The organism is Mitsuaria sp. TWR114 (assembly GCF_007997345.1).
This window is the reverse complement of sequence record NZ_VOSR01000126.1, coordinates 1-11,857: the sequence shown is the minus strand read 5'-3', so window position 1 is coordinate 11,857 and position 11,857 is coordinate 1. Positions and strand designations below refer to the sequence as shown.

Below are 11,857 nucleotides of genomic sequence, written 5' to 3'. Positions count from 1 at the left end.
CGCAGGCCGCGTTCCCCGCGTGGGCGGCGAGCACGCCGCAGCAGCGCTTCGACGTGCTGGACGCCGCCGGCACCGAGATCCTGGCGCGCCGGGCCGAGCTCGGCGACCTGCTGGCCCGCGAGGAAGGCAAGACGCTGCCCGAGGCGATCGGCGAGGTCGTGCGCGCCGGCAACATCTTCAAGTTCTTCGCCGGCGAGGCGCTGCGCGTCGGCGGCGAGGTGATCCCCTCGGTGCGCCCGGGCGTCGGCGTCGAGGTGACGCGCGAGCCGATCGGCGTGGTGGGCCTGATCACGCCGTGGAACTTCCCGATCGCGATCCCCGCCTGGAAGATCGCGCCCGCGCTGGCCTTCGGCAACAGCGTCGTGCTCAAGCCGGCGGACCTGGTGCCGGGCTCGGCCTGGCAGCTCGCGGACATCCTGAAGCGCGCCGGCCTGCCCGATGGCGTCTTCAACCTCGTGATGGGCCGTGGCGCCGAGGTCGGCGCCGAGTTGCTCGAGAACCGCCAGGTCGACGCGATCAGCTTCACCGGCAGCGTCGCCACCGGCCAGCGGGTCGCCGCCGCCTGCGTCGCGCGCGGCGCGAAGTTCCAGCTGGAGATGGGCGGCAAGAATCCGTTCGTCGTGCTGGACGACGCCGACCTCGACGTGGCCGTCGCCGCCGCGGTCAACAGCGGCTTCTTCTCGACCGGCCAGCGCTGCACCGCGTCCTCGCGGCTGATCGTCACCGCGGGCATCCATGACCGCTTCGTCGCGGCCGTGGTCGAGCGCATGAAGGCGCTCAAGGTCGACGACGCGCGCACGGCCGGCACCGACATCGGTCCGGTCGTCGACGAACGCCAGCTCGCGCAGGACCTCGAGTACATCGCCATCGCCAAGGCCGAGGGCGCGACGCTGGCCGCCGGCGGCGAGGCACTGCCCACCAGCAGCGCGGGCGCGCCCGGTTTCTACCTGACGCCCGCGCTCTTCACCGGCACCGCGCCCGCGATGCGCATCAACCAGGAAGAGGTCTTCGGCCCGGTGGTGAGCGTCATCCAGGCCAGGGACTACGACGAGGCACTGGCCCTGGCCAACGACACGCCCTTCGGCCTGGCCACCGGCATCGCCACCACCTCGCTCAAGCACGCCACCCACTTCAAGCGCCACGCGCAGGCCGGCATGGTGATGGTCAACCTGCCCACCGCGGGCGTCGATTACCACGTGCCCTTCGGCGGCCGCAAGGCCTCCAGCCACGGCCCGCGCGAGCAGGGCAAGTACGCCGCCGAGTTCTACACGACGGTGAAGACCGCGTACACGCAAGCGTGATCCACGTGTGATGCAGGCATGAGGGCGGCGCGGGGTCCAGGCCCGCGCGCCCGATGGCATGACGCAAGCCGGCGCAGACCGGCCCTCGATACGATCCGGAGACAACATGCAGTTATCCCTCTCCTCCGCCGCCGCGAGCGGCATCGGCCGCGCACGCTTCGGCGTGCTGGCGATGATCTTCGTCGTGACGGTCCTGAACTACGCGGACCGCGCCACCGTCGGCGTCGCCGGCCCGGTGCTGTCCAAGGAACTCGGCATCGACGCGGTCCAGATGGGCTTCATCTTCTCGGCCTTCAGCTGGTCCTACGTGCTGGGCCAGCTGCCCGGCGGCTGGCTGCTGGACAAATTCGGCGCCAAGCAGGTCTATGCCTGGAGCATCCTGCTCTGGTCGCTGTTCACGATGCTGCAGGGCAGCGTGCACCACATGGGCATGGACCAGATGCTGTTCGGGCTGCCGCTGGCGGTCTCGGCGCTGTTCCTGATGCGCCTCATGGTCGGCCTGTCGGAGTCGCCGTCCTTCCCGGCCAACGGCCGCATGGTCGCGGCCTGGTTCCCGGTGAAGGAACGCGGCACGGCGTCGGCGATCTTCAACTCCGCGCAGTACTTCGCCACCGTGCTGTTCGCGCCGATCATGGCGTGGATCGTGCATGCGATCGGCTGGTCCGAGGTCTTCTACTTCATGGGCGGCCTGGGCATCCTGATGAGCGTCCTGTGGATGCGCACGATGCACAACAGCCCGGCCGAGCATCCGTCCATCAGCGCCGCGGAGCGCGAGTACATCGAGGCCGGCGGCGCCTTGCTGTCGGGTTCGGACAAGACCTCGCAGGCCGCGCGGGTCGCGGGTCCCCGACTCGGCTACCTGAAGCAGCTGCTGGCCAACCGCATGCTGATGGGCGTCTACCTCGCGCAGTACTGCGTCAACGTGCTCACCTACTTCTTCCTCACCTGGTTCCCGATCTACCTGGTCAAGGAACGGGGCATGTCGCTGCTCAATGCCGGTTTCGTCGCGGCACTGCCGGCGATCTGCGGCTTCGCGGGCGGCGTGCTGGGCGGCGTGATCTCGGACTGGCTGCTGCGCCGCGGCCACTCGCTGACCTTCGCCCGCAAGCTGCCGATCGTGGTGGGCATGCTGCTGTCGACCTCGATGATCGCGTGCAACTACGTGGGCATCGAGGCGGTCGTCGTCGGCATCATGGCGCTGGCGTTCTTCGGCAAGGGCCTGGGGGCGCTGGGCTGGGCCGTGGTGTCGGACACCTCGCCCAAGGAGATCGCCGGCCTGTCGGGCGCGCTGTTCAACACCTTCGGCAACGTCGCCGGCATCGTCACGCCGATCGTGATCGGCTACATCGTGCAGACGACGCATTCGTTCAACGGCGCGCTGGTCTTCGTCGGCGCGCATGCGCTGGTCGCGGTGCTGAGCTACCTGCTCATCGTCGGCGAGATCAAGCGTGTCGAGCTCAAGCCCGTCTGACCTTCCGACCCACCGGGCGTGCGGCCGCGTGGCCGCCGCGCCCTCGCCCCAGGTTGACCTGACCCAGGAACTTCCATGATCACCTCCCCGCTGACCCTGCAGATGCACGAGGCCGACAACGTCGCCATCGTCGCCAACGACGGCGGATTGCCCGAGGGCACGGTGCTGCCCTCCGGCCTGGTGCTGCGCCACCACGTGCCGCAGGGCCACAAGGTCGCGCTGGTGGACCTGCCGGCCGACACCGCCGTGCTGCGCTACAACGTGCCGATCGGCTACGCGCTGCAGGACATCCCGGCCGGCAGCTGGGTGCACGAGCGGGTGCTGCGCATGCCGCCGGCGCGCGAGCTCGAGGGCCTGCCGATGGCCACGGTGCGGGCGCCGGCGCTGGAGCCGCTGACGGGCTACACCTTCCAGGGCTACCGCAACGCCGACGGCTCGGTGGGCACGCGCAACATCCTGGCGATCACGCAGACGGTGCAATGCGTCGCGGGCGTCGTCGAGTTCGCGGTCGAGCGCATCAAGCGCGAGCTGCTGCCCAGGTACCCCCATGTCGACGACGTCGTCGGGCTGGCGCACACCTACGGCTGCGGCGTCGCGATCGACGCGCCCGACGCGGTCATCCCGATCCGCACCGTGCGCAACATCAGCCTCAATCCCAACTTCGGCGGCGAGGTGATGGTCGTGAGCCTGGGCTGCGAGAAGCTGCAGCCCGAGCGGCTGATGCCGCCCGGCGTGATCCCGATCGCCGACCAGCGCGGCGCCGGCGCGGCCGATGCCCAGGGCGATGCGCTCGATGTGGTCTGCCTGCAGGATGCGAAGCATGTGGGCTTCATGTCGATGATCGACTCGGTCATGGCGCAGGCGAAGGTGCATCTGGAGCGCCTGAACGCGCGCCGCCGCGAGACGGTGCCCGCGTCGGAGCTGGTGGTCGGCGTCCAGTGCGGCGGCAGCGACGCGTTCTCCGGCGTGACGGCCAATCCGGCGGTGGGCTTCTGCGCCGACCTGCTCGTGCGGGCCGGCGCGACGGTCATGTTCAGCGAGAACACCGAGGTGCGCGACGGCATCGCGCAGCTGACCTCGCGCGCGAGCACGCCGGAGGTGGCCGAGGCGATGGTGCGCGAGATGGCGTGGTACGACGCCTACCTGCGGCGCGGCAGCGTGGACCGCAGCGCCAACACGACGCCGGGCAACAAGAAGGGCGGGCTGTCCAACATCGTCGAGAAGGCGATGGGATCGATCGTGAAGAGCGGCAGCTCGGCGATCTCGGGCGTGCTGTCGCCGGGCGACAAGCTGGCGCGCGACCAGCGCGGGCTGATCTACGCGGCGACGCCGGCCAGCGACTTCATCTGCGGCACGCTGCAGCTGGCCGCGGGCATGAACCTGCATGTGTTCACCACAGGCCGCGGCACGCCCTACGGCCTGGCGGAGTGCCCGGTGATCAAGGTCGCCACGCGCAGCGACCTGGCGCGGCGCTGGCATGACCTGATGGACCTCAATGCCGGGCAGATCGCCGATGGCGAGAAGTCCATCGAGGAGATGGGCTGGGAGATGTTCCGGATGATGCTGGACGTCGCCTCGGGCAGGAAGACGTGGGCGGAACAGCACCGGCTGGCCAATGCGCTGGTGCTGTTCAATCCGGCGCCGGTGACTTGAGGTCGACGCGAGCGGCTCACCGACGTCGGACACTCCGCCGCCGCATCCCCCACGCCACCGCGAGCGCCAGCCCGATCACCACGAAGGAAACCACGGTCGTCACCGTGCCGAGCGCATAGATGACCGGCGTGGTCACCGTCGTCGTCAGGCCTTGCAGCTCCATCGGCAGCGTGTTCAGGTCGCCCATCGTCTGCGAGGAGCGCGCGATCTCGTCCCAGCTCAGCGTGAAGCCGAACATGCCGACCCCCACCAGGCTCGGGCCGATCAGCGGCAGCACGACATGGCGCAGGGTCTGCCACCGCGTCGCGCCGAGGTCGCGCGCCGCTTCCTCGTAGGCCCGGTCGAAGCGGTTGAACACCGCGAACATGATCAGCAGCCCGAACGGCAGCGTCCAGGTCAGCTGCGCCCCCAGGCCCGAGGTGAACAGGCCCAGCGCCGTCCCGTAGTCGTCGGCCCAGCTCGCGCCCAGGCCCTCCAGCACCGTCCTGATGCCGCCATCCAGCAGCCGGAAGGCCAGCCCGATGCCCAGCGACACGATGATCGACGGCATGATCAGGCTGGCCACCACCGCATAGAACAGCAGCGTCCCGCCCGGCAACCGCTTGCGGTAGGCGAGCCCGGCCAGCAGCGACAGCAGCACCGTCAGCGCCATCACGACGCCGCCAAGCGCCAGCGACCGGCGGAACGCGCCGCCGATGTCGACCACGCCGATCCCTTCCCAGAGCTTCGCGAACCAATGCAGCGACCAGCCGCGCAGCGGGAAAGTCAGGCCGCCCTCCGGACCCTGGAAGCTGAGCGCGACGATCGCGATCATCGGCCCGTAGAGGAACAGCACGAAGAGCCCGAAGAAGGCGGCGAGCGCGAAGAAGGCGCCGGGGCGCCGCGTGGCATCGCTCATCTCAGAGCTCCCGTCTCAGGTCGACCAGCCGCATCAGCGCAGCGATCATCAGCAGGACCACGGCCAGCAGCACCACGGCATTGGCCGCGGCGGCCGGGAACTGCAGGTAGCCCGCCTGCACCTGGATGGTCTTGCCGACGGAGGCGATCTGCTGGCCGCCCATCACGCCCACGGTCACGAAGTCGCCCATGACCAGCGCCAGGATGAAGATCGAGCCGATCAGGATGCCGGTCCGGGACAGCGGCATCACGACATGCCGGATCGTCTGCCAGGCGCTCGCGCCCGAATCGCGCGCGGCCTCGATCAGCGCGCGGTCGATGCGCATCATCGAGTTGAAGATCGGCACGATCATGAACATCGTGTAGAGGTGCACGAACGCCAGCACGACGGAGAAGTCCGAGAACAGCAGCCACTCCACGGGCCGGTCCACCGCACCGGTGGCGAGCAGCGTCTGGTTGACCAGGCCGTTGCGCCCCAGCAGCGGGATCCACGAGATCATCCGGATCACGTTGCTGGTCCAGAACGGCACGGTGCAGACGAGGAACAGCACCGTCTGCATCAGCGTCGTGCGGACATGGAAAGCCAGGAAGTAGGCGATCGTGAAGCCGATCGCCAGCGTCAGGGCCCAGGTCAGGACCGCGAACTTCAGCGTCGAGCCATAGGTCTTCAGCGTGACGCACAGTTCCGAGGTGTCCGCGCAGCCTCGGAACACGTCGGCATAGGCCTGCGTCGTGAAGGCCGGGATCAGTTCGTAGTCGGTCGCCTGCCAGAAGCTCACGACCACCACCAGCACCAGCGGCACGACGAAGAACAGCGCGAACACGGCCGCCAGCGGACCGGCCTGCAGCCACGCGGAGATCTGCGGTTTCATCGCGCCGTCACGCCGCAACGAACTCGTTCCACTTCTGCACCATGTACGCGTTCTCGTCCATGATCGCGTTCCAGCAGGCGATGCCGCCCATGCGCTGCTCGTAGCTGCCGCCGTCCCGCTTCTCGCCGGCCTTGGCCAGCAGCTCGCCACCGGGGCTCTTGATGTCCTTCTCGGCCGCCTTGCCTTCCATCCAGTACGCCCACTCGTAGGGCGCCATCTGGGCCTTGGCGGTGTCCAGCACCGCGCTGTAGTAACCCTGGCGATTCAGGTAGGCCCCGGCCCAACCGTCGAGGAACCAGTTGATGAACTCGTAGGCGGCGTCCAGTTGCCGGCCCTTGAGCGTCCTGGGCACGCCGAAGCCGGCGGCCCAGGCGCGATAACCCTCCTTCAGCGGCTGGAAGTTGCAGGCGATGCCCTTGGTGCGCACCGCGGTGACCGCCGGGCTCCACATCGACTGGATCACCACCTCGCCGGAGGCCATCAGGTTGACGCTCTCGTTGAAGTCCTTCCACAGCGCGCGGAACTGGCCGGCGCGCTTGGCCTCGATCAGCGTCCTGATCGTGAGGTCGATCTCCTTGCGGGTCATGTTGCCCTTGTCCGGATACTTGTAGAGGCCCGCCGCCTCGACCACCATCGCCGCGTCCATGATGCCGATCGACGGGATGTTCAGGATCGCCGCCTTGCCCTTGAACTCGGGGTTCAGCAGCTCCTTCCAGCTCTCGATCGGACGCTTGATCAGGTCGGGCCGGATGCCCAGCGTGTCCGCGTTGTAGACGGTGGGGATCAGCGTCATGTACTGCGTCGGCGCGGCGGCGAAGGTCTTCGCGTCGGGCTTCTCCAGGTACATGACCTTCTTCGGCGCCGTGCCCTGGTCGCCGACCTTCCTGCCTCCGACCTCGCCGCGCGTGAACAGCGGCGTGATCCGGTCGGCGTTCCTGATCCGCCGGGCGTCGATGCCCTGCAGGTTGCCGGTCGGCAGGATCTTCTTGAGGCTGAAGTACTCGGTGTCGATCAGGTCGAAGCTGTTGGGCGCGGTCACCGCGCGCTTGGACACGTCATCGGTCGTCACGGCGATGTACTGGATCTTGATGCCGGTGTCGACCTCGAACTTCTCGGCGATCGCCTTGTCCTGGTTCACCGCCGTGCCGAGGTAGCGCAGGACGGGCTTGGCCTGGGCATGCACGAACGGGAAGCCCATCGTGCCGGCACCAGCGACGGTGGCGGCGCCGGCGGTCTTCAGCAATTGGCGGCGGGTGGTCATCAGGCGGCTCCTCAAGAAGGGTGGCTGGGGGTCGGTGATCGGGGCTCGGGCGGCTCAGGCCTCGAGCACATGGACGTCGGCCTCGAGCCAACGCATCGTGGCGCGGTCGCCGGGGTTCAGCGGACTCGCATGGAACTGGCTGTCGCTCATCGCGGCGGTCCAGTCGGGACCCGCCGCCGCATCGAGCTCGCGATGGCTGTCGGCGCCCAGATGGACCAGCACCTGGCTGCCCTGGTATTCGACGTCGAGCACGGTGGCCGGCATGGCCGCTTCTCCGGTCGCGCCGCCGCGGCCGACGAGCACCCGGTCGCAGCGCACCGCGACTTTGCCCGCCGGGGTCTCCATCACGTTGTGGGCGCCGATGAAGCGCGCGACGAATTCGGTGCGGGGCCGCTCGAACACCGCTCGCGGCGGGCCGGCCTGCTCGATGCGGCCCTGGTTCATGACGACGACGAGGTCCGCCAGCGCCAGGGCTTCCTCCTGCGAGTGGGTGACGTGCACGAAGCTCATGCCGAGCTCGCGATGCCAGCGCTTGAGCTCGGCGCGCATGCGCACACGCAGGAAGGGATCGAGCGCCGACAGCGGCTCGTCCAGCAGCAGCACGCGCGGCTGCGTCATCAGCGCGCGGGCCAGTGCGACGCGCTGCTGCTGGCCGCCCGAGAGCGCGGCGGGCAGGCGCGTCGCATAGGGCGTCATGTGGACCAGCTCGAGCAACTCGCGCGCACGCGCCTCGCGCTCAGCCTTCGGCTGGCCCTTCATGCGCGCGCTGAAGGCGACGTTGTCCAGCACGCTCAGGTGGGGGAACAGCGCGTAGCTCTGGAACATCATCGCGGTGCCGCGCTCCGCCGGCGACAGCGGGGTGATCTCGCGACCCGACAGCAGGACGTGGCCCTCGGTCGGCACCTCATGGCCCGCGATCATGCGCAAGGTGCTGGTCTTGCCGCAGCCCGACGGCCCGAGCAGGCAGCAGTAGCTGCCCCCTGCAATGCGCAGATCGATGCCGGCCACCGCGGTGGCATCGCCATATCGCTTGGTCAGCGCAATCAGTTCCAGATCGTTGCGTGCAGTCGTCATGGGATTTTTGTATGCATAAGCTGTGCCATATCATCGACTCTGTTGTCGACTTGAAGTCGCACCAACTGCATGCACAAAGCACCTTGCCGGTGCAGGGAGCCCCAATGAAGCTACTGCTGATCAACCCCAACACCTCGCTGCCGATGACCCGCGGCATCGAGGAAGCGGCCCGGGCGGTGGCCGCAGCGGGCACCGAGATCGTGGCCCGTTGCCCCAGCTTCGGGCCGGTGTCGATCGAGGGGCATCTCGACGACGCCTTCGGCGCGGCGGGCGTGGCGGAGCAGGCGCTGCTGGCGGCGCGGGAGGGCTTCGACGCCACCGTGATCGCCTGCTTCGGCGACCCCGGACTCGACGCGGCGCGCGAGGCGCTGCCCGGGCCGGTGCTGGGCATCGCGGAGGCGGCCTTCCAGGCCGCGTCCATCGTGGCGACGGGGTTCTCGGTCGTGACGACGATGACGCGCACCTGCGTGATCGCCGAGCGGCTGGTGCGCCGTTATGGCTGCGAGTCGACCTGCCGCGGCATCCACGGCACCGACATCGAGGTGCTGTCGCTGGAGTCGTGCGACGAGGCCACGCTGGCGCGGATCGAAGCGGCCTCGCGCGTGGCCCTGGCGCGCGATCGCAGCGAGGCCATCGTGCTGGGCTGCGCCGGGATGGCCTCGCTGTGCGAGGAACTGCAAAGGCGCCTGGAGGTGCCGGTGATCGACGGACTGGCGGTGGCGGTGAAGCTGGCCGAGGCCCTGTCGGCCCTGCGGCTGCGAACCGCCAAGGGCGGCGACTACGCGCCGCCGCTCGCCAAGCGCTGGACCGGATGGGCCGCCGGTTTCGGCCAGGACCGCACGGCCTAGGCCCGGAGGGCGGCGATCACGCCTTGGCCGCGGACTTGCGGCGGGGCTTGGCGCCCCGGGCCGGCGCCTCGGGCTCGAGCTGGAAGATCTGGCGGAAGTCCATCTCGCCCGCCGTTTCGGCCGGGGGACGGATGCCTTGCTCGACGTGCGCCAGGTGTTCCAGCATCAGGCGCTCGGCACGGCGCGCATCGCCGCTCTCGATGGCGGCCACGATGTCGTCGTGTTCGTGATCGGGGCAGGCGCTGGACGCCAGCGCGTCGTACTGCGCGATCGCCAGGCCGGTCAGCGCCACCAGGCGGCGCACGGTGTCGATGAACAACCGGTTCTCGGTGCATTCCGCCAAGCGGAGGTGGAAGGCGCCCGTCAGTTGCGCCAGCGCCGCGCGGTCGCCGGCGGCGCGGGCATCGGCCTCGTGCGCGAGGTGCTGGCGCATCGCCGCCAGCTGCGACTGGCCGGCGGTCCCCGCCAGTTCGGCGCTCAGCTGCGCGGCCACGGCGCGCTCCACGGCGCGGCGCATGGCGAAGACATCGCTGAGGTCGCGCGGCGTCGGGCTGGCGACGAACGCGCCCCGGTTCAGGTGCAGGTCGATCACCAGTTCCTGGCTGAGCCGGTTCAGGACCTCGCGGATGCGCGTGCGGCTGGCCTGGAAGGCGCTGGCCAGGCGTTCCTCATTCAGCTTGGTCCCGGGCAGCAGCCGCCGCTCGCTGATGGCGGTGTAGATGCGCTCGTAGATTTCCTGATTGGTCAGCGGCATGGCGGCGGCAAGGGCGGGAAGACAAGGCTGCGATTATGTGCGCGCGATTGTCGACAAAACGCAGCTGTCGCTCATGCCCCGCAGGTCGCCTGCCTGAACGACGCCGCCAGGATCTCCGCCACCTGGTCCAGCAATTGGGCCGCGTCATCGTCGCGCCGCGGGTCGTACGGAGCCGCGTCGGTCGCGGGCACGCCCAGCAGCGCGTGGAACGGCGTGCAGCCCAGCGCCGCGGGCGACAGGTGCTCGCCCAGGAAGCGGTCGTCGTAGGGCGTCACCGGACGCTCGGTCAGGTCGACCATCGTGCCCAGCATCCGGAGCACGTTGCCCCGGTGATCCCGCTGGACCACCCTCCCCCGCGACAGCACCGCCCGGTAGCCCGAGCCATTGCTGCGCAGCCGGAAGCGTTGCTCGTAGGTGTCGGTGAAGCCGTCGAAATGCGCGCGCAGCGCCAGCATCATCGGCTCGAGGTCCTCGGGATGGACGCGGCAGCGCCAGAACGCGGTGCTGTCCGGTTGCTCCGGATGCGGAAAGCCCAGGTGTTCCTTCCAGCGCGGCGAGTAATGCACCAGCTCCAGCGGCGGATTCAAGTCCCAGACGCCGAAGGCGCCCCGCTCGATCGCCGTCCGCCAGCGCCTGACTTCATCATGACGGATCCCCATGGCGGGGCATCTTGCGCGCCACGCCGGGCGGGGTCAACGCCGGTTCTCCCTCGGAACGGGGAGCCGTGCCGTCGCGCCACAGGCGCGCCACCCGCGAGCCGCTTGGGGCTTGACAGCCGGGTCGACCGCCGATCGCCGATCGGCGATCCCCTACCGCGGCTCGTACATGTAGCGCCGGGTCAGCGGAACCGGCGCCGGCCCGCCGTCGCGCTTGCTGGCCAGGATCTGGTACAGGCCCAGCTCGCCAGTCTCGAATTCGAGCGCCGACGCGGCCATGTACAGCCGCCAGATCCGGTAGTGCGCCTCGTCCACGTACTGCAGCGCCTGCTCATGCCCCTCCTCGAGCTTGGCCACCCAGGCGCGCAGCGTGCGCGCGTAGTGCATCCGCAGTCCCTCGACGTCATGGAGCTCGAACTGCTGCTGTTCCATCACCCGCATCACATTGCTGGCCCGGTCGAGCTCGCCGTCCGGGAAAACATAACGGTTGATGAACTTGGACGACAGCGCCTGCCCCCACCCGTCCTCCTCATGGGTGATGCCATGGTTCAGGAACAGCCCGCCGGGCTTGAGCAGCCGATGCACGCTGCCGAAGTAGGTCGGCAGGTTCTTGAGCCCCACGTGTTCGAACATGCCGACGCTGGACACCTTGTCGAACTGCCCGCTCATGTCCCGGTAGTCGCACAGGCGCACCTCCACCTGTGCCTGCAGGCCAGCGGCTTCGATGCGCTGGCGGGCCAGCGCGAGTTGCCGCTCGGACAGGGTGATGCCGATGGCCTTCACGCCGTAATGACGCGCCGCATGCATCACCAGCGCGCCCCAGCCGCAGCCGATGTCCAGCAGCTCCTCGCCGGGCTGCAGCCGCAGCTTGCGGCAGATGTGGTCCAGCTTAGCCCACTGGGCCTGGGCCAGGCTGGTGTCCTCGTTTTCGTAATAGGCGCAGGAGTAGACCATCGCCGGGTCCAGCCAGAGCGCGTAGAAGTCGTTGGATAGGTCGTAATGGAAGGCGATGGCGGCCTTGTTCTCGGCCCGGGTGTGGCGACGCACGCCATCGGCGCGCAGCGCCTCGT

Annotated in this window: 11 protein-coding genes; 4 read left to right on the top strand and 7 right to left on the bottom strand. The window is 69.2% G+C overall.

The genetic code is table 11. From position 1 onward, the window contains the following. The 3 genes from FUT87_RS06155 to garD form a co-directional block, all read left to right on the top strand. Positions 1 to 1,301 (top strand): aldehyde dehydrogenase family protein (locus tag FUT87_RS06155; protein ID WP_147240426.1); only part of this gene is annotated, 1,301 nt, incomplete at its 5' end. A gap of 106 nt (positions 1,302 to 1,407) precedes the next feature. Next, on the top strand, positions 1,408 to 2,772 hold the full coding sequence (locus FUT87_RS06150) for an MFS transporter (RefSeq protein ID WP_147240425.1): 1,365 nt from the start codon (positions 1,408 to 1,410) through the stop codon (positions 2,770 to 2,772). 75 nt (positions 2,773 to 2,847) lie between these two features. Further along, on the top strand, positions 2,848 to 4,425 hold the full coding sequence (gene garD / locus FUT87_RS06145) for a galactarate dehydratase (RefSeq protein WP_183480590.1): 1,578 nt from the start codon (positions 2,848 to 2,850) through the stop codon (positions 4,423 to 4,425). 16 nt (positions 4,426 to 4,441) lie between these two features. On the opposite strand, the gene FUT87_RS06140 is transcribed toward garD, so the two are convergent. Genes FUT87_RS06140 through FUT87_RS06125 form a run of 4 tightly spaced genes read right to left on the bottom strand, consistent with a single transcriptional unit; the run spans position 4,442 to position 8,529 of the window. Then, a complete protein-coding gene (locus tag FUT87_RS06140) occupies positions 4,442 to 5,323 on the bottom strand; it encodes an ABC transporter permease (protein WP_147240424.1) in 882 nt (293 codons plus the stop codon). A gap of 1 nt (position 5,324) precedes the next feature. Then, the gene (locus FUT87_RS06135) at positions 5,325 to 6,194 is read right to left on the bottom strand and encodes an ABC transporter permease (protein ID WP_147240423.1); all 870 of its coding nucleotides are present in this window, start codon (positions 6,192 to 6,194) and stop codon (positions 5,325 to 5,327) included. A gap of 7 nt (positions 6,195 to 6,201) precedes the next feature. Beyond that, positions 6,202 to 7,455 carry a PotD/PotF family extracellular solute-binding protein gene (locus FUT87_RS06130; protein WP_147240422.1) on the bottom strand — a complete coding sequence of 418 codons (1,254 nt, stop codon included), beginning with the start codon at positions 7,453 to 7,455 and terminating at the stop codon, positions 6,202 to 6,204. Positions 7,456 to 7,509: 54 nt separating this feature from the next. After that, the gene (locus tag FUT87_RS06125) at positions 7,510 to 8,529 is read right to left on the bottom strand and encodes an ABC transporter ATP-binding protein (RefSeq protein ID WP_147240421.1); all 1,020 of its coding nucleotides are present in this window, start codon (positions 8,527 to 8,529) and stop codon (positions 7,510 to 7,512) included. Positions 8,530 to 8,633: 104 nt separating this feature from the next. On the opposite strand from FUT87_RS06125, the gene FUT87_RS06120 reads away from it, so the two are divergent. Next, positions 8,634 to 9,377, top strand: a complete 744-nt coding sequence (locus FUT87_RS06120) for an aspartate/glutamate racemase family protein (RefSeq protein ID WP_147240420.1) — start codon at positions 8,634 to 8,636, stop codon at positions 9,375 to 9,377. Positions 9,378 to 9,393: 16 nt separating this feature from the next. Here FUT87_RS06120 and FUT87_RS06115 read toward each other — a convergent pair whose 3' ends face one another. From FUT87_RS06115 to FUT87_RS06105, 3 genes are all read right to left on the bottom strand, one after another. Beyond that, complete coding sequence (locus FUT87_RS06115) at positions 9,394 to 10,131, bottom strand: GntR family transcriptional regulator (protein ID WP_147240419.1); 738 nt, start codon at positions 10,129 to 10,131, stop codon at positions 9,394 to 9,396. Between the two features lie 71 nt (positions 10,132 to 10,202). Then, positions 10,203 to 10,790: a PAS domain-containing protein gene (locus FUT87_RS06110; protein ID WP_091732693.1), complete on the bottom strand. Its 588-nt coding sequence runs from the start codon at positions 10,788 to 10,790 to the stop codon at positions 10,203 to 10,205. A 150-nt stretch (positions 10,791 to 10,940) separates the two neighbouring features. Beyond that, on the bottom strand, positions 10,941 to 11,857 hold a 917-nt coding region (locus FUT87_RS06105), incomplete at its 5' end, for a class I SAM-dependent methyltransferase (protein WP_147240418.1).

Bases quoted from the DNA above. Each gene is read 5' to 3' on its own strand.
- FUT87_RS06150 (WP_147240425.1), top strand. From the start codon at position 1,408: ATGCAGTTATCCCTCTCCTCCGCCGCCGCGAGCGGCATCGGCCGCGCA.
- garD (WP_183480590.1), top strand. From the start codon at position 2,848: ATGATCACCTCCCCGCTGACCCTGCAGATGCACGAGGCCGACAACGTC.
- FUT87_RS06140 (WP_147240424.1), bottom strand. From the start codon at position 5,323: ATGAGCGATGCCACGCGGCGCCCCGGCGCCTTCTTCGCGCTCGCCGCC.
- FUT87_RS06135 (WP_147240423.1), bottom strand. From the start codon at position 6,194: ATGAAACCGCAGATCTCCGCGTGGCTGCAGGCCGGTCCGCTGGCGGCC.
- FUT87_RS06130 (WP_147240422.1), bottom strand. From the start codon at position 7,455: ATGACCACCCGCCGCCAATTGCTGAAGACCGCCGGCGCCGCCACCGTC.
- FUT87_RS06125 (WP_147240421.1), bottom strand. From the start codon at position 8,529: ATGACGACTGCACGCAACGATCTGGAACTGATTGCGCTGACCAAGCGA.
- FUT87_RS06120 (WP_147240420.1), top strand. From the start codon at position 8,634: ATGAAGCTACTGCTGATCAACCCCAACACCTCGCTGCCGATGACCCGC.
- FUT87_RS06115 (WP_147240419.1), bottom strand. From the start codon at position 10,131: ATGCCGCTGACCAATCAGGAAATCTACGAGCGCATCTACACCGCCATC.
- FUT87_RS06110 (WP_091732693.1), bottom strand. From the start codon at position 10,790: ATGGGGATCCGTCATGATGAAGTCAGGCGCTGGCGGACGGCGATCGAG.